Origin of the sequence: Saccharopolyspora endophytica (genome assembly GCF_018070075.1) — a bacterium.
Lineage (GTDB): Bacteria > Actinomycetota > Actinomycetes > Mycobacteriales > Pseudonocardiaceae > Saccharopolyspora > Saccharopolyspora endophytica.
In genome coordinates this window covers 100,588-118,979 of the sequence record NZ_JAGPXE010000018.1, presented here as the reverse complement: position 1 = coordinate 118,979, position 18,392 = coordinate 100,588, and the positions used below count along the sequence as shown (strand labels likewise).

Annotated in this window: 15 protein-coding genes and 1 pseudogene; 10 read left to right on the top strand and 6 right to left on the bottom strand. The window is 69.8% G+C overall.

All coding sequences use genetic code 11. The features are described from left to right. Positions 1–92 precede the first annotated feature (92 nt). The 6 genes and pseudogenes from KBO27_RS30860 to KBO27_RS30835 all read left to right on the top strand — a co-directional run bounded on the left by KBO27_RS30860 (position 93) and on the right by KBO27_RS30835 (position 6,980). On the top strand, positions 93–1,253 hold the full coding sequence (locus KBO27_RS30860) for an NAD(P)-binding domain-containing protein (RefSeq protein WP_210973375.1): 1,161 nt from the start codon (positions 93–95) through the stop codon (positions 1,251–1,253). Positions 1,254–1,680: 427 nt separating this feature from the next. After that, the gene (locus tag KBO27_RS30855) at positions 1,681–3,216 is read left to right on the top strand and encodes a hypothetical protein (protein WP_210973374.1); all 1,536 of its coding nucleotides are present in this window, start codon (positions 1,681–1,683) and stop codon (positions 3,214–3,216) included. Between the two features lie 70 nt (positions 3,217–3,286). Next, positions 3,287–4,045 carry a Crp/Fnr family transcriptional regulator gene (locus tag KBO27_RS30850; protein ID WP_210973373.1) on the top strand — a complete coding sequence of 253 codons (759 nt, stop codon included), beginning with the start codon at positions 3,287–3,289 and terminating at the stop codon, positions 4,043–4,045. Positions 4,046–4,072: 27 nt separating this feature from the next. Continuing rightward, a pseudogene (locus KBO27_RS30845) lies at positions 4,073–5,144 on the top strand (AAA family ATPase); the annotation flags it as partial. Then, a complete protein-coding gene (locus KBO27_RS30840) occupies positions 5,113–6,054 on the top strand; it encodes a DUF58 domain-containing protein (protein WP_281420924.1) in 942 nt (313 codons plus the stop codon). The pseudogene KBO27_RS30845 and the gene KBO27_RS30840, both read left to right, overlap by 32 nt. Continuing rightward, positions 6,042–6,980 carry a VWA domain-containing protein gene (locus tag KBO27_RS30835; protein WP_210973370.1) on the top strand — a complete coding sequence of 313 codons (939 nt, stop codon included), beginning with the start codon at positions 6,042–6,044 and terminating at the stop codon, positions 6,978–6,980. Before KBO27_RS30840 ends, KBO27_RS30835 begins: the two co-directional genes overlap by 13 nt. A gap of 12 nt (positions 6,981–6,992) precedes the next feature. Here the strand turns inward: KBO27_RS30835 and KBO27_RS34485 are convergent, their stop codons facing one another. Beyond that, complete coding sequence (locus KBO27_RS34485) at positions 6,993–7,301, bottom strand: zf-HC2 domain-containing protein (protein ID WP_210973369.1); 309 nt, start codon at positions 7,299–7,301, stop codon at positions 6,993–6,995. Positions 7,302–7,648: 347 nt separating this feature from the next. Between KBO27_RS34485 and KBO27_RS30825 the strand changes: the two genes are divergently transcribed. Then, complete coding sequence (locus KBO27_RS30825) at positions 7,649–8,185, top strand: sigma-70 family RNA polymerase sigma factor (protein WP_210973368.1); 537 nt, start codon at positions 7,649–7,651, stop codon at positions 8,183–8,185. Positions 8,186–8,191: 6 nt separating this feature from the next. Here KBO27_RS30825 and KBO27_RS30820 read toward each other — a convergent pair whose 3' ends face one another. Beyond that, positions 8,192–9,142, bottom strand: a complete 951-nt coding sequence (locus tag KBO27_RS30820) for a S1C family serine protease (RefSeq protein ID WP_210973367.1) — start codon at positions 9,140–9,142, stop codon at positions 8,192–8,194. Positions 9,143–9,549: 407 nt separating this feature from the next. After that, positions 9,550–10,881: an oxygenase MpaB family protein gene (locus tag KBO27_RS30815; protein ID WP_210973366.1), complete on the bottom strand. Its 1,332-nt coding sequence runs from the start codon at positions 10,879–10,881 to the stop codon at positions 9,550–9,552. Positions 10,882–10,944: 63 nt separating this feature from the next. Here KBO27_RS30815 and KBO27_RS30810 point away from each other — a divergent pair, with 63 nt between their 5' ends. Then, the gene (locus tag KBO27_RS30810; protein WP_210973365.1) at positions 10,945–11,559 is read left to right on the top strand and encodes a TetR/AcrR family transcriptional regulator; all 615 of its coding nucleotides are present in this window, start codon (positions 10,945–10,947) and stop codon (positions 11,557–11,559) included. A gap of 42 nt (positions 11,560–11,601) precedes the next feature. Here the strand turns inward: KBO27_RS30810 and KBO27_RS30805 are convergent, their stop codons facing one another. Continuing rightward, complete coding sequence (locus KBO27_RS30805) at positions 11,602–12,852, bottom strand: SLC13 family permease (RefSeq protein ID WP_210973364.1); 1,251 nt, start codon at positions 12,850–12,852, stop codon at positions 11,602–11,604. A 32-nt stretch (positions 12,853–12,884) separates the two neighbouring features. Then, the gene (locus KBO27_RS30800; RefSeq protein WP_210973363.1) at positions 12,885–13,988 is read right to left on the bottom strand and encodes a PrpF domain-containing protein; all 1,104 of its coding nucleotides are present in this window, start codon (positions 13,986–13,988) and stop codon (positions 12,885–12,887) included. A 119-nt stretch (positions 13,989–14,107) separates the two neighbouring features. Here KBO27_RS30800 and KBO27_RS30795 point away from each other — a divergent pair, with 119 nt between their 5' ends. Together KBO27_RS30795 and KBO27_RS30790 are read left to right on the top strand one after the other, a co-directional pair. After that, positions 14,108–15,061 (top strand): LysR family transcriptional regulator, encoded by a 954-nt coding sequence (locus KBO27_RS30795; protein ID WP_210973362.1) that lies wholly within the window; start codon positions 14,108–14,110, stop codon positions 15,059–15,061. A 50-nt stretch (positions 15,062–15,111) separates the two neighbouring features. Then, complete coding sequence (locus KBO27_RS30790; protein WP_210973361.1) at positions 15,112–15,645, top strand: isochorismatase family protein; 534 nt, start codon at positions 15,112–15,114, stop codon at positions 15,643–15,645. Here KBO27_RS30790 and KBO27_RS30785 read toward each other — a convergent pair. Then, entirely contained in the window at positions 15,633–18,311 is a 2,679-nt protein-coding gene (locus tag KBO27_RS30785; RefSeq protein WP_210973360.1) for a LuxR family transcriptional regulator, read from the bottom strand. The two genes, KBO27_RS30790 and KBO27_RS30785, sit on opposite strands and share 13 nt — an antisense overlap. Between the last annotated feature and the right edge of the window lie 81 nt (positions 18,312–18,392).

The window sequence follows — 18,392 nt, the reverse complement described above, 5'->3', positions numbered from 1 at the left end:
CTGCGGGAAGGTGTCCTGCGCCACCGGCCGGAATTCGTGGTCGTGCCTGTTGTTGAACGGCATGCGCAGCCGTGCGACGTCCGGAGAGCAGCATGCAGGTGCCCCCGAATCCCGCGAACCCGCGGACCGATCCCCCCACGCCGCCGGAGGGCCGGCCCCGCGCGGCGACGGTGGTGGTCATCGGCGGTGGCCAGTCCGGCCTGTCCGCGGGCTACCACCTCCAGCGCCGGGACTTCGCCGGCGCGCTGGACCACCCCGAGGCCGAGCGGACCTTCGTCGTGCTCGACGCCGGTCAGGCGCCGGGCGGGGCGTGGCGGCACCGCTGGGAGTCGCTGCGCATGGCGACCGTGAACGGGATCTTCGACCTGCCCGGGCTCACCCAGCCGCCGGTCGACCCGGACGAGCCCAGCCGCGTGGCGGTGCCGCGCTACTTCGACGCCTTCGAGGAGGCGACCGCGCTGCCGATCCTGCGGCCGGTGGCGGTCACCGCCGTGCGCCCCGGCCCCGACAGGAGCCTGGTGGTGGAGACCGATCACGGGTCGTGGATCACCCGCGCGATCATCAACGCCACCGGGACGTGGTCGAACCCGGTCCTGCCCCACTACCCCGGGCAGGAGACGTTCACCGGCGCCCAGCTGCACACCCGCGACTACGTCTCCGCCGAGCACTTCGCCGGCTCGCGGGTGGCCGTCGTCGGCGGCGGCATCTCCGCGCTGCAGCAGCTGGAGGAGATCTCCCGCGTGGCGACCACCTTCTGGTACACCCGCCGCGAGCCGGTGTTCCGCGACGGCGAGTTCGACAGCTCGGCCGGGCGCGAGGTCGTCGCGAAGGTCGCCGCCGACGTGGAGGCCGGCAGACCCGCCGGGAGCGTCGTGTCCTACACCGATCTCCTGTGGACGCCGTACGCCCTGGCCGCCGAGGCGAGAGGCGCGCTGCGACGCCGCCCCATGTTCACCGCGATCGAACCGACCGGCGTCCGCGAAGCCGACGGGACCTTCACGCCGGTCGACACGATCCTGTGGGCGACCGGATTCAAGCCCGCTCTCGCGCACCTCGACCCGCTCGGGTTGCGCAACGATCTCGGCGGCATCCAGGTGCGCGGAACCCAGGTCGTCGGCGAACCACGCGTCCACCTCACGGGTTTCGGTCCTTCGCAGTCCACCGTGGGCGCCAACCGGGCGGGCCGGGAAGCGGTCACCGCTCTCGTCCGGCACTTCCGCGAGCAGGACGCCGAGGAGCTCACCCGGGCGTGAACCCTCGAAGACGCGCGGCGATTTCGCGCGTTCCCCGCCCCACTTCGGTTATTCGGTCCCACTGGCGGTGAGAAGTTCGCCAGGTGGCAACCGCCTTCGGGCTCACTTCGTCGCATTCCGAACAATTCGAAAGGTTTTCCTCACGGTCGGCGTTTCCTCGTGTACGGATTCGCATGACATGCGGGAGGAGACCGTGATGTCCAACAACAAACGAGCAGGCACGGAGAGGAAGCGCCGCACGGCAGCAGTAATCGCCGCCGCCAGCGCGAGCGGCGTGCTGATCGCGATGGGTGGTACCGGGATTGCCCAGCCACCGCCACCGCCTCCGGCTCCGCCTGCTCCGGCACCCCCTGCACCGCCGCCCGGCCTCGAGGAGCAACCTCCTGGCGGTCAACAGCCCGACACGGACGAGGGTCGTGGCGATCAGATGAACGGCGGGATCGACACCGGCATGACCGTGGAGTCGGTGGAGGTCGTCAGCCAGGACCTCGACGACAACGCGCCTGAGCAGGTGGAGTACCGCTTCGCCGAGTCCGTCAGCGACGTGGGAGATCCGGCGGCCTTCCAGCTGTCCGGCTTCGCCACGAACGCCTCGGTCAAGGCGCAGAGCGCGCAGATCAAGGAAGGCGACACCAACACGGTGCTCACCGAGTACGCGCCCGGAACCGATGTCGACGCCTACACGGTCGCCATCACCGATTCCCAGGCGGTGCAGAACGAGAGCGGTCGCACCAACCTGCCCAACACCAACGAGCTCCAGGGCGGCGAGGCCAACGTCAGCGGCACCGACGCTCCTCGGCTCACGGACAGGTCGCACAAGAACGACACTCTCGACCAGGTGACGTACGTCTTCGACCGCAACCTCAAGGAGGACGGCGGCGGAGCCGACGCCTCCAACTTCGGCCTGTACACCCGTGACGGCAGGGCGATCGAGGGTCAGTCCATCGTCACCTCCAACGACGACACGGTCACCGTCCAGTTCGACTCCCAGGTCGAGGACGGCGTCAAGCAGTTCGCCAACGCGGACGCCGTCACCGACACCCGGGGCGTGAAGAACGCACCGAGCGCTGTCGGCGACGACACCACCGGACCGAACCTGGCCTCCACCAGCGGACTGATCGGCAAGACCCAGTTCGACTACAAGTTCGATCAGCCGGTGACCGCCGAGGACGCCAAGAAGTTCACGGTCTACACCGCGGACGGCAAGGCGATCCAGGGCGACAGCATGGTGCAGCCCTCACCCGACACCATTCGCGTCGCGTACCCGGACATCCAGGACTTCGGCGACCAGATCAGCTTGGCCGCAGTGGACGAGGGTGCCGCTCAGTCGTCCGATGGCTCCGCCACCCCGAACGCCGTGGGTGACCAGAGCGTCGGTGGCGACAGGTCGGGCAGCCTCACCTCGGGTCCGGATCTCACGGGCGCCTCGGTCGACTCCGACACCGGCCAGGTCCGCCTGGACTTCGACGAGACGATCGACGACGGCAAGGACTACGACCCGGCCGGCTTCCAGCTGGTCACCTCGGCCGGCGACAGGATCGACGCTAGGGACGTCGTCGAGGTCGATGAGAGCAGCGTCCTGGTCAGCTTCAACCGGGCATCCGCTGAGGCTTCGGACTCCATCACGATCAAGAACAACGCGGTCCAGGACGAGCAGGGCAACGGCAACCTGCTGGCCAACCGGGGCTTGGGCGGCGGCGGCGACACCACCGCTCCCGCACCCGACCAGTCGGACAGGTCCGATCAGGACGGTCTCGAGGAGCGGGCACCTGCGACTCAGCAGAGCGACGAGCAGGACCTGAACCGCGACAACGACCGGAACGACCAGGACAACAACCTGAACGACCAGAACAACGACCGGGACAACGACCTGGACGACAACCAGAACAACAACCGGGACGACGACCAGACCGATCAGAACAACAACCAGCACAACGATCGGGACGACGACGGTCCCAACTGATAGTCACTCGGTGTGCCTCGCTGCGACTCCTCGGAGCGAGGCACACCACTACAGCGGAGGAGGCGCAACGATGTCGGAGACACCGTCGCGCGCCACCGGCGAACCGGCCCCGTCAGCGAGATCCCACGACCCGGCGACGGGGCCGTCGGCCGCCTACACCGCGCCGCACCGGGACCCCCTCTCCGGGACGTCCTCGTTCATCGACCAGCAGTTGCGCGCCGCGCTTCGCGTGCTCGCACCCAAGCTGCGGCACCACAAGCTCTCCCCCGGAGACCGCATCTTCAGCGTGGGAGCGAAAGTGGGGGCGATCTCCATCATCGAACGGGGCCTCGTGGCACTGCGCAGCCCCGGCTCGGCGACGCTGATGCTCCTGCGGGAGAGCGGGATAGTGGGCGACGTCGAGGTGATGACCGAGATCCGGGCGGAGAAGGAAGCGACCGCCTTGCTCGACACCGACATCATCCGCCTTCCCGGCGACGAGTTCCGCTGGCTGATCCAGCGCTACCCGGCGTTCGCCTTGCGGTGGAGCGATGCGATGGCGTGCCGGATGGCCGGTTACGAACGCCGACTGCTCGACATGCTGGCCGGCGATCTGCGGGCGCAGGTCTCGTCCCTGCTGCTGCACGAGTTCGCCGATTCCGACGTCACGCACCTGACCCACCAGATGATCGCCGAACTGCTCGGCGTGCAGCGCACCAGCATCAGCCGCGTGGTGAGCCAACTCGTCCACCACGAGATCGTCGAAAGCGGTTACGCGCACATGCGATTGCGCGACCGCACCGCGCTCGCCCGTGCCGCGCTCGGATATTCGGCGGGTAGCCACACCTGAGATCTCTACCAGGCGGGAGTTCGACCAATGAACGAGAACACGGCGTGGAACCTGGGTGAGGAATCCGAAATCCTCCGCCACCGCGAAGGAGAGGTGATGCGCGGCCTGCTCTGGGAGCTGAAGAAGGTCATCGTGGGCCACGAGCCCGAAACCGAGGAGATCGTCGTGTGCCTGCTCGCCGGTGGCCACTGCTTGCTCGAAGGGCTGCCCGGAGTCGCCAAGACGCTGACGATCAAGACGCTCGCCCAGGCCGTCGACGTGGACTTCACCCGCATCCAGTTCACCCCCGACCTCGTACCGTCGGACATCGTCGGGACGCGGATCTACCGGGCCTCGCGCGAGGAGTTCGACATCGAGCTGGGACCGGTGTTCACCAACTTCGTGCTCGCCGACGAGATCAACCGCGCACCGGCGAAGGTGCAGTCGGCGATGCTGGAGGTCATGGCCGAGCGGCAGGTCAGCATCGGCGGGCAGACGTGGGCGATGCCGCGCCCGTTCCTGGTGATGGCCACGCAGAACCCGATCGAGACCGAGGGCGTCTACCCGCTCCCCGAAGCGCAGCGGGACCGCTTCCTCGTCAAGATCCTCATCAACTACCCGCAGGCCGGCGACGAGCTGGAGATCGTGCGGCGGATGAGCACCGGGACACCGGTCCCGAAGCAGGTCCTCGACGCCGAGCGGCTCACCGCGCTGCAGGACGCCGCCACCCAGGTCTACGTCGATCCGCTGGTGATGGAGTACGCGGTGGCGCTGGTGATGTCCACCCGCACGCCCAGCGAGCTCGGGTTCGGCGACATCGCGCCCTACCTCTCGGTCGGCGCGAGTCCGCGAGCCAGTCTCGGCCTGATCGCCGCGGCGCGGGCGTTCGCCCTCATCCACGGCCGTGGCTACGCGGTTCCTGAAGACGTCCACCACCTCGCGCCCGCGGTGCTGCGGCACCGGCTGGTCCTGACCTACGAGGCGCTGGCCGACGGGGTCACCGCTGACGACATCATCCACAAGCTCCTGGACCGCGTGCACCAGCCGCGGCCGGCCAAGACCAGGTCTTCCCTGTGGGGTCGGTCCTGATGCGGGCCCACCACGAGCAGCCGGCGACCCGACGGGTGCTGGCTCAGCTGGAACTGCTCATCTCGCAGCGGCTGGCCGGAGCCGTGCACGGCGATTACCAGGGATTCTTCCCTGGGCCGGGCGACGAGGCCGGTGAGGGGCGGCTCTACGTGCCCGGCGACGACGTGCGCATGATCGACTGGAACCTCTCGGCCCGCACGACGCACACCCACGTCCGCGACCCGATCCGGGATCACGAGCTCGACGTGTGGCTGGTCGTGGACCTGTCCGCGAGCCAGTCCTTCGGCACCCGAGGTGGCGAGAAGCGGGAACTCGCGCTGTTCGGCGCCGCCGCGTTCGGGTTCGCCGCCACGTGGCTGGCGAACCGCATCGGCGCGGTGCTGCTCTTCGACGGCGACTCCGAGGTCAGGCCGCTCCGCTCGGGGAAGATCCACCTGCAGGCGACGCTGCACCGCATCGCGCAGCTCAACACCCGCAGCGCCCGTCCCGAACGACCCGTCGGCCGCACCGACCTCCGGCCCGCCCTGACGCAGGTCGGGACCGTCGCACGTCGCCGCGGGTTCATCGCGGTCATCTCCGACTTCCTGGTCGAGCCGGGCTGGGCCAACGAGCTGCACCGGCTGTCCCAACGCCACACCGTGGTCGCCGTGGAGCTCGTCGACCCGCTCGAAATGCGGCTTCCCGCGGTCGGATCGCTGGCGGTCGAGGACCCGGAGACCGGATCGAGGCTGACCGTCGACACGCTCGACGCTCAGCTGCGCGAGCGCTACGAGGAGGCGGCCCGGCAGCAGAGGGAACGGATCGCCTACATCATCCGCAACGCCGGAGCCGAGCACCTGCAGCTGCGCACCGATCAGGACTGGATCGGCCAGCTGGTGCGCTTCTTCCAGCTCCGGCGGCACCGACAATACGGCTATCGGCGGTCATCATGGGTGGTCTGAGCTTCGCGACACCGGCATGGTTGTGGCTTCTCGTGCTCGTCGCTGCCCTGGCGGTGGGTTATTTTCTCGTCCAGCGACGGCGTCTTCGCTACACGGTCACGCTGACCAACCTCGACCTGCTGGCCTCGGTGATGCCCAAGCGACCGGCGTGGCGCCGCCACGTACCGCCCGCGTTGCTGCTGCTCGCCACCCTGATCATGGTGCTCGGCCTGTCCGGGCCGACCGTTCGGATGCCCGACCCGTCGCGGGACAGCGTGGTCATGCTGGCCGTGGACATCTCCCCGTCGATGCTGGCCAACGACGTACCGCCGAACCGATCCGAGGTGATGAAGTCCGCGGTCCGGGACTTCCTGGACTCGGTTCCGGACGACACCCGGGTGGGGCTGGTCAGCTTCGCGGCCTCGGCCAACGTCGACGTCCCGCCCACGCAGGACCACCAGGCGGTCACCGACGCTCTCGGCAGGCTGCAGTTCCAGTCGAACACGTCCCTGAGCCAGGCGGTGCTGACGGCGCTGAACACCCTGCGCACCACGGGCGGTAGTTCAGCGGGAATCGTGCTGCTCTCCGATGGTGCGAGCAACACGGGCCCACCGCCGGAGGCGGCGATCGACGCGGCACGCGCCGCCAAGGTCCCGGTCTCGACGATCGCCCTGGGAACGCCGACCGGGAAGGTCCAGCTCTCCAGGGGCCCCGTGGACGTTCCGCTCGACACCCGGGAATTGGAGCGCTTCGCCCGGGACACCGGCGGTCTGACGTTCACCGCCGCCAACGAAGCGCAGCTGCAGGCCATCTACAGCAACATCGGTGAGTCGGTCACGCCGCCGATCGTTCCGGTCGACATCAGCAGCTGGTTCTTCCTCTCCGCGCTCATCTCAATGGTCGCGGCCGCCGCGTTGTCACTCGTGTGGTTCGCAAGAATGCCGTGATGTCGGTGAATTTCAATCCCGGTCGCGCAAGTCCATCGCGAATTGTCGCAACCTGAACGATGCCGCGTTGTCGAGAAAGCCCCTGCGATCCGCGAGGCTGCGCTTGATGTCGAGGTACAGCTTCGTTTCCGCCTCGCACCGCCGGCAGGATTCCAAGTGGCGCTCGAACTCCTCGAGCTCCGATGCGTCCAGGTCCCGGTCGATGTACCGCTGCAGCAGGGAAAGCGCCTCCACGCATTGCCTGGTGCGCTCGTCCTTGGCGCGCTGCGCCCACTGCTGTGACCGGTGGTCTCGCCGCAGGGGTTCGAACCATGCAGGCACGGCACACCACCTTCCCGGCCCTCACCTCGCGTGGGTGCAGACAATCCCGAGTCTACACCGCAGTTCTCGGTCTCAATCCCGATTCGGGGCGGGCACTGGCCCACATCTCAGGTGTGTGACTTTGTGCCCTTAATGCCACCTCGCATACCCAGGATGCTTGGCATTAAGCCGGATCGCTCGGAAGAACAACACGATTGGCATTGAACGGAAGACCTCGAGCTCTGTCCACGGTAGTGGTGAACGGTGTCGCTCCACGCGGTCACGGTGCGCCGGGTCAGTCGCGACGAGCAGGTGTCTTCCACGAAGAAGGGGGTGTCGAGGCAGTGGACAAGTCCGACACTTTCTCCGTGGTCGAAAGGCAGCAGTTGTTCGACCGGTACATCGTCCCGGAGATCCCGCTGCTGCTGCGGGTCGCGCGGTCGCTCACCGACCAACCCGCCGACGCCGAGGACCTGGCTCAGGACGCACTGCTGCTGGCATACCGCGGAATCACGAGTTTCGACGGCTACTTCCCACGTGCGTGGCTGCTGCGGATCCTCCACAACACCCACGTCAGCAGGGTTCGCCGTCGCACTCCTCTGCTCGTCTTCGGCACCAGCGATCGCGAAGAGACCATCAGCGATCCCGCACCGCACGTCTCACCGGAGAGCGTCGTCGTCGACGACTCCTTCGGCTACGCCGTCCAGAAAGCCCTCGGCATGTTGCGACAGCCGAACAAGAGGGTGATCGCCCTCGTGGACATCGAGGGCCTCTCCTACGCGGAGGCCGCGATCGCGCTCGACGTCCCGATCGGGACGGTGGTGAGCCGCTTGCACCGCGCCCGCAAGCAGATTCGCGAGAACCTCGCCGACCACGGTGTCGGCCCGCACCGGCGCGGTTGGTGACATCTTCTACCGGGCAGGTCCGTCGACGAGCCCGCGGGCCTGATCGATCGGCACCGTGAACCCGAGTCCGGCCGCCTCGTTGCCCTTCTTACCTGCGACCGCGGTGTTGATGCCGACGACCTCGCCGTCCATGTTGACCAGCGGGCCACCGGAGTTGCCGTGGTTGATCGCGGCGTCGGTCTGGATGGCGTTGGCGAGTCCGGCACCGTTCCCGGTCGGAACACTGCGGTGCAGCGCGCTGACGATCCCGCTGGTGACCGTGCCGGGCAGGCCCAGGGGCGAACCGACGGCGATGACCTGCTGACCGACCTCGGGCTCCGGCCCGTAGGCGAGCTTCGCGGGCGTCAGGTCCTTCACCCCGTCGGCCTGGACGACCGCGAGATCGGCGCGGGGATCCTGCTGCAGCACCCGGGCCGGTGCCTTCTTGCCGTCGTTGAACGTCACCGTGAGCTTGGCGCCGTTGGCCGCCTTGGCCACGACGTGGTTGTTGGTCAGAATCCGCCCGCCCTCGTCGACGATGACGCCACTACCGGTGCTCTTGCTGTCCGGGCCGACGAGGTCGAGCGACACGACGCTGGGCTGCACGGCGGCCGCGGTCGCCTGCGGGGAGGCGGAGGGCTGCGAAGCGTACGAGGCGATCCCGTAGGTCGCGGCGGCGGTGGCCCCGCTGCTCAACAGCGCGGCGGCCACGACCACGGCGGTCACGCCGTGACGCTTGGGCGCACGCTTCAGACCGACGTGCTCGGGAAGACGGGGGCGAGGCATCTGCTTGAACAGCTCGCCCAGCTTGTCCATCGACGACGGCCGGGGAGCCTCGTCGATCGACGGGTCGGCTGTTGCGGTCTCGGTCTCCGCGGGCTCGGTCGAACCCCACGGGTCGTAGCTGAAGGGGTAGTCGTTGCGCACCCGCTGGTACTGGGCGGGCGTGTACGGAGTGTGAGTAGGGGCTTGCTCCATGGCCGAAAGTCTCCGTACCACACCCGAAGATCGCCAGGCTTTCTTACGTAGAGTGCATCACTCCACGCCTGGTCAGGACTAAATACCCGGAAATTCATCATTCTTCCGGGTGAAGATCGGAGCGCCGACAGCGGTGGCCCTTCGGAGTCGCGCGCTGAGACAGGTGGGAACGGAGTTGCTTCTGCGTCCATCGGGACGAATGTGACTCCGCTCCAACGCGATCCGGTCGACCGCGGCGTCACCCTACGTGGGCCCGCACCGACCAGGATTCACGACACCGCTTGCACGGCGGGCATTTCCCAACACGCTACCAACGTCGTGCGGACACGTCACCCCCACCGCGTGAGACTCCCGGCGAAACCGGTCCCGACAGGCGTTTCTCGATCTCGCCGGTCCGCGGAACCGGGTCAGGTGGCACCGCTGGTCGCTCTGCGGGGGTACGTGGCGGCATCGGTGGTGTACTCGGGATTTCCGTACTCGGCGAGCCGCTGCTTGACCACGCGGGTGGTGTAGCAGTCGGTCAGCTTCCGCAGGAGGGGCTGGCCGGCGACGACGGACATCGCCACGAACCGGCCGAGCACGAACGGCGCGGTGGCGGCCACGCACGCGGCGTCGACGGGTCCGAACTGGACGCTCATGGCCTCGGCCCGCTTGAGGTCGCCGCCGCAGATCCCGAGGAAGAAGGCCCGGCTCCAGCTGCGCTCCACGGTCTCGGCGGCCTGGTCGAGCAACGAGTTCCGCTGCCGGAGGTCGGCGGCCATGGTGGAGCGGACCAGCTCCCCGCAGGTCGCGTCGTCGAAGCCGCGGCGCAGCGTCGCCGCCCGCGCGTGGAAGACCTCGATGATCCCGGACGCCGTGGTGGGCAGGAGCTCTTCGGGCAGACCGAGCAGGAAGCACCGGTACCGGCTGAACTCCAGCATCGCGCGCTCGCGCGGGGAGAACTCGTCGCGGCCGGCGCTCCTGGCGAGCACCGCCGCCAGGTACATGTTGAACAGACCGGCGGGCATCTGATCGACCTGCGGCACCGGCACCCCGTACACCTCGGGGTCCCATCCCTCGGGGCTGATGAGTGCGTTGCAGCGCACCATCGAATGCATCAGCCGCACCATGGCGGCCGCCTGGAAGCCCTCCCCGTAGCGCTCCAGGGCTCCCGGCAACGTCGTCACCGCGAAGAAGTTCGCGGTCTCGTTGACCCGGCGGGAGGCACGGCGCCCGGTGAGCGCACCGGTCAGCGCCATCGGCAGGGCGGCGTAGGTGTTGATGAAGGTCGCGAGGAACGCGCCGCGGGTGATGTAGGGGGACAGGAACGCCGCCCCGATGCGCAGCTGCCGCGCGCCCTCCTCGACCAGCTCGACGTCGAGCCACTCCGGCGCCGCTTCCATCGATGCGATGAACGCGCGCAGCTCGTCGGGCGCGTCGGCGACGGAGTCCACGCCCGACCGGCAGGCCTTCCGCAGCATGTCGATCAACCCCTTGGCGCCGTGCTGCTTGGCCAGAGCCGCGTAGGGGTCGGCGACGACGTCACCGAGCATGGTGGTCGTGCGGATCAGCTCGACGGCCCGCTCGTCGGCGAGGACGGAGTCACGATCGGCGACCCACGCGGGCAGGTCGGACTTCACCTGCGGGTCGGTGGTGAACCGGTGCGGGGTGCGGTCGAAGTCGATCGAGCCGTAGAGATCGGGCATCCGCCGACGTTGTTCGCGGACGCGCTCGGCGAGTTCAGGATGGTGGAGCGCCATGGCAACACCTCAACTTTCAACCTGTTAATTCAGACTGACAGGTTGTCAGTTAGAGTGTCAAGGGTGAGCGGATCCCCCAGCGCGCGCAAGCGGATGAGCTCGGCCGACCGCCGCGAGCAGATCCTCGACGTCACGCACGGCATCGTCGACGCGGAGGGCTTCCACGCCGCGACGCCCAACCGCATCGCCGAGGACGCCGGCATCACGCGCCCGGTGCTCTACCAGCTGTTCGGCGACATCGCGGGCCTGTTCGTCGCGCTCGTCGACCGCGAGTCCGAGCGCGCGGGAATCCAGTTCGCACGAGCGACTTCGCAGCTCGCCGGAATCCCGGAGGAGGACCGGCTCGTCAGCACCTTCTGCGGCGTGCTCAACGCCGTCGACGAGCATCCCGCGACCTGGCGGCTGTTCCTGTTCCCACCCCAGGGCGCTCCCCCGGAACTGCACCAGCGCCTCGCCGAATCCGAGGAGCTCGTCCTGCGTTTCCTCCAGCAGGAGCTGGAACGCACCTTCCCAGGCATGCCCGACCCCGAGTACACCGCCAGGATGGTGCACGCCTCCGGGCGCGAACTGCTGCAACGCCGCCTGGTCGACCCCACCCACGCCACCACCGAACGCCTCGTGGCCCTCGTCCGGCACGTGCGGACCTGGGTGCTGCCGACGCGGAACCTCACGACGTGACAGCACCGCCGGCACGGAGTTCCGCGCCGGCGGTGCTCGAGGTCACAGGGAGGCGGGCACGACCAGGAAGCTCCAGGCCAGGATCGGGCCGATTCCCACGATTCCCGCCGTGTAGCCGATGATCTGCCTGTAGAAGCGCTCCCGGTCGACGCCTCGGGCGTTGCTGAGCACGAGCGCGCCGTTGGTGGAGAACGGCGAGGTGTCCACGATCGTCGTCGAGATCGCCAGCGCCGCGACGAGCCCGACCGCGCTGAGGTGGCTGGCCAGCAGCAGCGGCACGGCGATCGGGATGATCGCGGTGAGGATCGCCGTCGACGAGGCGAACGCCGACACCACCGCCACGACCAGGCACAGCAGCAGCGCGACGAACAGCGGGGCTCCCATCCCGGCGGCGCCGTGCGAGATCGTCTCGATCGTGCCCGCCTTCTCCAGGATCTCCACGTAAGTCACCATGCCCGCGACCAGCAGGATGGTGGACCAGCTGATCCCCTCGACCGCCTTGGACTGGTTCTTCATGTCCACCAGCGCCAGCACCGCGCCCGCGACCAGGGCCAGGAACCCGATCTCCAGGTGGAAGACCAGCGCCCCCACCACCAGCGCCGCCAGCGCGACCAGCGTGAGCCCTTGCCGCCACGTCACCTTCGGCTCGGCCGCGGCCTCCACGTCCTCCCCGACCGACTCGGCAGAGGCCTCCGGGGTCCTGCGACGCAGCAGCAGGAAGGTCAGCACCGACAGCAGCACGTTGAACCCGAAGCTGGCCAGGAACAGCGCCAGCGGGGACACCGCGAGCGGGGTGTTGCCGACCATCCCCAGCACGAGCGCACCCGAGACCGCGATCGGCGAGAAGGCTCCGGCGTGGGCGCCGCTGATGACCATCATGCCGACCATCAGCTGGCTGATGCCGTAGCGGTAGGCGAAGTTCATGCCGACCGGCACCAGCAGCGCCACCGCGGCCGGGGTGAAGGTGCCGAAGGCGGTGAGCACCGCCGCGACGCCGAACAGCACCCACGGCACCAGCGCGGCCTTGCCGCGCACGAGCCTGATCCCGACCCGCACCAGCAGGTCGATCGTGCCGTTGCGCTGCGCCACCGAGAACAGGTACGTGACACCGACGATCGTGACGAACAACGAGACGGGGAACCCCTCGAAGATCTCGTCCTCGGTGAGCCCGAGCGATGCGGTGCCGACGACGAACGCGCCGATGAAGGCCAGGATCCCGATGTTGATCGGTAACAGGGTCGCGACGACGAACATCACGCCGAGCGCGCCGATGGAGATCATTTCAGCAGACATCTTTGTCCTTGAGGTGGGAATCAGGCGGAATGCTAGGCGGGAATCGACTCGGGAACCACGATGTCGGCCGCGCAGAGGATGCGGGCGGCGCGGCGGACGGTGACCCGCCGCGGCCCCGACGTGGTGAGATCACCGCTGGTGACGGCGATGACACCGGCTGCAGTGGCGATCCGGAGCTCGGTCGCACCGGGGGCGCTGGACGCCGAGCGGACGACGGAACCGTCGAGGAGGTTGGCGACCGCGACGCCGACCGCCGAGGTGAGCCCGATCGCCGGGTGCGGAGCGTTCATCGACAGCATCCGCACCGACACGTCGTGCTCGGCGGCGGCGACCTCGTCGCCCAGCTGGGTCCGGTAGGCACGCGGCGGCCCGACGATGCCGACCTTCGGCACCGCGTCGTTGACGGCCGCACCGGGTGAGGTCAGCCCCATCCGTTCGGCGGCGCGGTGCCGGAACCGCCGCAGCGGTCCCACGAGATCGCCCATCTCGCGGAGGTTCTCGGCGCCGGTGAGGCCTTCGGCGTCCAGCAGGACCATCGGCGCACCGGCGTCGATCATCGTGACCCGGGCCCGCAGCCCGTCGATCTCCCACTCCTCGACCACCTCGCCCGCGGGCAGCAGCGCGCCGGTGGTGCCGCCGGCCGGGTCCAGGAAGGTCAACCCCACCGCCACTCCCCCGGCTCGGGTTCCCGGAACGGTTTGCGTGCCGAACTCGGTCACCTGCCCGTGCGGCGTGTCGACTTCGGCCTCGAGGACCGCGCCGGTGTTGGTGTTGCGCAGGACCACGCGGGTGCGATCACCGCTGACCGGGACCAGGCCCCGGGCCACCGACCACAGCGCGATCGCGGTCGCGCAGTTGCCGCAGTTGCTGCCCCACTCCACGCGCCCGACCCCGATGCCGACCTGCGCGAACAGGTAGTCCACGTGCACGCCGGGCGTGCCGGAGGGCCGCACGACCGCGGCTTTCGACGTGGTCGGGGTGGCACCGCCGATGCCGTCGAGCTGGACGGGATCAGCGGCACCGTAGGCGTTGACCAGCAGCGCCTCGATGTCGCTCACCGACGTGGGCAGCTCGGCTTCGTCGAACAGCCAACACTTGCTGGTACCACCGCGGACCAGCGTTGCCGGAACGTGCACGCCAACCTTCTTCCTCGCTCCGAATCGTTGGCGCTCACCCTGACAAGACCGGTGACTTCAGTACAATGTTCATATCCTTACGCTGGCTTAAGCGAAGCTAAAGGCTCTTGGGAGGCTCGGTGCTCGACGTCCGCAGGGTGTTGCTGCTGGTGGAGGCCGCCGAACTCGGTTCGCTCACCGCCGCGGCCGACGCGCTGGCCATCACGCCGTCCGCCGCGTCGCAGCAGATGTCCAGATTGGAAGCGGAGGTCGGGCAACCGCTGTTGCACCGCTTGCCACGCGGGGTCCGGCTCACCGACGCCGGGCACGCGCTGGCCGAGCGCGGCCGCGCCATCCGCCGCGAACTCCGCGGCGCGCAAGCGGATCTGGAGTCCCTGGCCCAGCTCGACCGGGGCACGCTGCGACTCGGATCGTTCCCGACGGCCAGCGCCTCGCTGCTGCCGCTGGCGCTGACCCGGTTCTCCCGCAAGCACCCGGGGATGCGAACCGCTGTGCGCTCCGCGCTGTTCGCCGAGCTGCTCGAACTCCTCGACACCGGCGAGGTCGAGCTGGCGCTGCTGTGGGACTACGACTGGAACCGCATCGACGAGCAGGCGCTGCACGTCGAGCACCTCCTCGACGACCCGACGGTCCTGGTCGTGCCCGCCAACTCCGAGCTGCTGGAGGAGCCGCGCATCAGCCTGGCCGATCTGGCGAGCCAGGAGTGGATCATCCGCGCCGACAACCACCCGGTCGCCGAGGTGCTGCGGCGCAGCTGCCGGCTCGCCGGTTTCGACCCGAAGATCTCCTACGAATCCCACGACTACCAGGAGGCGCAGGCGATGGTGGCCGCGGGCCTGGGCATCGCGATCGCACCGCGCCTGGCGCTGACCAACCGCCGCCACGACGTGCGGCTGGTGCACTTCGCCGACGACGTGCCCGCCCCGACGCGGCGAATCCTGCTGGCCCGCAACGCGAGCAGGCCACCGACACCGGCCGCCTCGGCCATGACCGACATCATCCGCTCGGTCTCCCAGCGCTTCACCGAGTCCAACCTCCACCGCACCCAGCTCGGCACCGTGCGCACCGGCTGAGGGCGGGTCGCCGGGAAGCCGTCGCGGGAGGTCGTGCCTAGGCTGGTGCCATGCCGCTGCTGCACGCCAACTCCTCGGTCCTGCTGGTCGTGGACCTGCAGGAACGTCTCATGCCGGCCATCGCGGGCGGTTCCGCCGTGCTGGACAACAACGCGCGGCTGGTCCGCGCCGCGACGCGGCTGGGCGTCGACGCCCGGGCCAGCGAGCAGAACCCCGCGGGACTGGGCACGACCGTCGGCGAGATCGCCGAGCTGCTGCCGCGACCGGCCCAGCCGAAGACGTCCTTCGCCGCCGGGTTCGACCCCGGACCCGGCACGGTCGTCGTGACCGGGTGCGAGACGCACGTCTGCGTGCTGCAGACGGTCCTGGCGCTGCTGGAACGCGGCCGGGACGTCGCGGTGGTCGCCGACGCCGTCGGCAGCCGCGTCGAGACCGACCGCGAGCGCGCGCTCGACCGGATGCGCTCCCACGGCGCCGACGTCGTCACCACCGAGATGGTGCTCTTCGAGTGGCTGCACGACAGCGACAACCCCGCCTTCCGCGAGGTCCTGGAGCTGATCAAGCAGCCGCGTCAGTCCTGCTGAGGCAGGCCGGGGTTGTTGCGGGCCGCGAGTTCCGCGCGGGAGCGGATGCCGAGCTTCGCGTAGACGCGGGTGAGGTGGTACTGGACGGTCTTGCTGGACAGGAACAGCTCCGCCGCGACCTCCTTGTTGGACAGTCCCCGTGCGACCAGTCGCGTGACCGATTCCTCCTGCGGCGTCAGGGCGTCCGCGGTCGGTTCCGGTCGAGTCCGGTGCACGCCACCGGCTTTGAGCTCGCGGTCGCAGCGCTCGACGTAGGTGGTGGCGCCCATGGCGGCGAAGCCGTCCCGGGCGGCGCTGAGCACGACGTCGGCGCGGGCGCGGCGGCGGAGGCGGCGCAGCGTCTGGCCGTAGCTGAAGTTGATGCGGGCCTGGTCGTAGCGCAGCGGCAGGCCGCTGATCAGCTCCAGCGCCTCGTCGAACGCCGCCGACGCCGCCGCGACGTCGCCTCGCGCGCCGTGCAGGCGGCCGCGAGCGGCGGTGAGCCGGGCGCGCATCGAGGTGTGGCCGCGCTTGGCGGCCAGCTTCTCGTGCGGGACCAGGAACTCGTCGGCCTCGTCGAGCCGGCCGAGCAGCACCAGGGCGTGGGCGTACATGTCCTGCCAGGGCCAGTGGCCGGGTTCATCGGTGCTGGTGCTCGGTGACGGGCGGGTCAGCGGGTACAGCGCGCGCAGCACGCCGTCGGAATCGGCGCGGGCCTCGGCCACGTGCGCTCGGGCGAGCTGGCTCGGGACGCGCATGATCTGGTAGTCGCCCGCACCGGTCGCGCTCTTGAGCAGGACCTCCTCGGTCTCGGCGAACTCACCGCGCAGCGCGTGCACCGCCGCGGCCGTCCACAGCAGCAGCGGGCCGGTCACCAGGATCCCGGTGCGCTCCTGCATGTCCATCGCTTCGCGGACGGTGGCCAGAGCCTCGTTCCACTCCCCGGTGAGGAACTGCACCCTGGCGAGCCAGGCGCGGGCCCACAACGAGATCCGCGCGGAACCGCCGAGGTAGGCGGTGGGCATGGAGCTCTCGAAGTCGACCCGGGCGTCGTCGACACGATCGGTGAGCAGGTTGATCCAGCCGCGGGCCATCGTGGCGCGCTGCCACTGCGCGCCGTGGCGCAGCCGGGCGGTCAGCTCGTCGTAGTGGCGCTGGCCCAGCACCACGCTGCCGGTCGCGGCCAGGCCGAGTCCGCGGATGGCCTCGGCTTCGACCGCCGTCGGCGTGTTGGGGCCCGCCAGCTCGATGGCCCGATCCGCCCACAGCACCAGGTCGCGACCGTCGTAGCGGCAGAGCGCGTCGAGCACGTAGCGCTGGCAGATCAGCGCCGCGGTCTCGGGTTCGCGGTCGGTGTTGACGATGTCCCAGGCCCGCCGGAGCCTGCTGCCCGCTTCGGCCGCGCGCCCTCGGACCATGGCGAGGTAGCCGAGAACGGCGTCCCGCAGCGGGGTTTCGCGGATGCTCTCGACCTCGGGGATCAGCGCCGTGGCGCGGAAGACGTCGCCCGCGCCGATGAGCGCGTCGACCGCGCGGGTGATCAGCGCCTGCTGGTGCTGCGGGTCGTCGGTGAGCCGGCTCGCGTCGCTGAGCAGGGTCGCCGCGGTCCCCCAGGCTCCTTCGGACGCGCGCTCACCGGCGAGGGCTTCGAGCCGACCCGCCACCTCGGCGTCCGGCACGGGGCTGGCGGCGACCAGCAGTCGCAGGGATCGGACCGGGTCGTCGACCAGTTCGGCGGCTCGGCGTTGCAGCGCAGCGCGTCGGGCCGGTCCGAGGACGGTGAGCACGGCGGCGCGCACCATCGGGTCGGGTGGGCTGACGTAGGTGAGCCCGCGCGGGGCCAGCGCCACGAGGCCGGCGGCGGTGGCTTCGTCCATCAGCGGCAGCGGTTCGCCGTCGAGCTCGGCCAGGGACATGACGTTGCGGACCGGGGCGTCGGTGCCCAGCACGGCGGTGGCCTCGGCGAACCCGCGCGCGCTCGGGGTGCACGTCTCCAGGCTCTCGCGCACGAGGGCCTGGACCGAGGCGGGTGCGGGCAGGGTGGGTTCGAACTGCGACCAGGTGGCGCGGGGAAGTTCGGTCAGCAGCTGCACGGCCGGTCGCGGCCTGCCGAGGGTGTGCCGCCGCAGGCGTTCGGCCATCGACGGGTGCAGCGCGACTCCCCGCGCGGCGGCCAGCTCGCTGATCTGCGCGGCGTCCAGCGGCGGGATGCGCGGTGCGTCGGTCGCGATGCGCGGGAGCAGGTCCAGGACCTCGGCCGACGCCCGCCGATCGCCGGTGGTGGAGGTCGCCACCACCCGCAGCGCGGCTTCCGGGTGGTGGCGCTGGGCCGAGGCGAGGGTGCGCAGCGAGTCGAGGTCGCCGAACTGCGCGTCGTGGATCACCAGCACCGTTCTCGGTGCGAGCCGGGCGACGAGTTCTGCCGCCGTGGCAAGCGGATTCGACGTCGGCAGGCCCGGGACGAGCTGGGCCAGCAGGGATCCGGGCTGCTCCGGCTCCCATTCCGCGGCCGTGGCGCGCAGGACGGGACCGTCGTGGCGGCGGACGAGGTGTTCGGCGAGCGTCGAGCTGCCGATCCCGGGCGGCCCGCTGAGCAGCACGAAACGGCTCTGGCCGGTCTGGAGGGTCTGCTCCAGACCGGCCACGAGCTCGGTCCGCCCGATCAGCGGCTGCGCCGGTCGTGTCACGTCCACCTCGTCGTTGGTCCCAGGCCGCCGGTGCGTCCACGGTGACTCATCGCCACGGCGACCGTCGAGTCACGCGGCCGG

What these genes read in the sequence shown, in the direction of transcription:
- KBO27_RS30860 (WP_210973375.1), top strand. Translation starts at nt 93, where the DNA reads ATGCAGGTGCCCCCGAATCCCGCGAACCCGCGGACCGATCCCCCCACG.
- KBO27_RS30855 (WP_210973374.1), top strand. Translation starts at nt 1,681, where the DNA reads ATGAACGGCGGGATCGACACCGGCATGACCGTGGAGTCGGTGGAGGTC.
- KBO27_RS30850 (WP_210973373.1), top strand. Translation starts at nt 3,287, where the DNA reads ATGTCGGAGACACCGTCGCGCGCCACCGGCGAACCGGCCCCGTCAGCG.
- KBO27_RS30840 (WP_281420924.1), top strand. Translation starts at nt 5,113, where the DNA reads ATGCGGGCCCACCACGAGCAGCCGGCGACCCGACGGGTGCTGGCTCAG.
- KBO27_RS30835 (WP_210973370.1), top strand. Translation starts at nt 6,042, where the DNA reads ATGGGTGGTCTGAGCTTCGCGACACCGGCATGGTTGTGGCTTCTCGTG.
- KBO27_RS30820 (WP_210973367.1), bottom strand. Translation starts at nt 9,142, where the DNA reads ATGGAGCAAGCCCCTACTCACACTCCGTACACGCCCGCCCAGTACCAG.
- KBO27_RS30815 (WP_210973366.1), bottom strand. Translation starts at nt 10,881, where the DNA reads ATGGCGCTCCACCATCCTGAACTCGCCGAGCGCGTCCGCGAACAACGT.
- KBO27_RS30805 (WP_210973364.1), bottom strand. Translation starts at nt 12,852, where the DNA reads ATGTCTGCTGAAATGATCTCCATCGGCGCGCTCGGCGTGATGTTCGTC.
- KBO27_RS30790 (WP_210973361.1), top strand. Translation starts at nt 15,112, where the DNA reads ATGCCGCTGCTGCACGCCAACTCCTCGGTCCTGCTGGTCGTGGACCTG.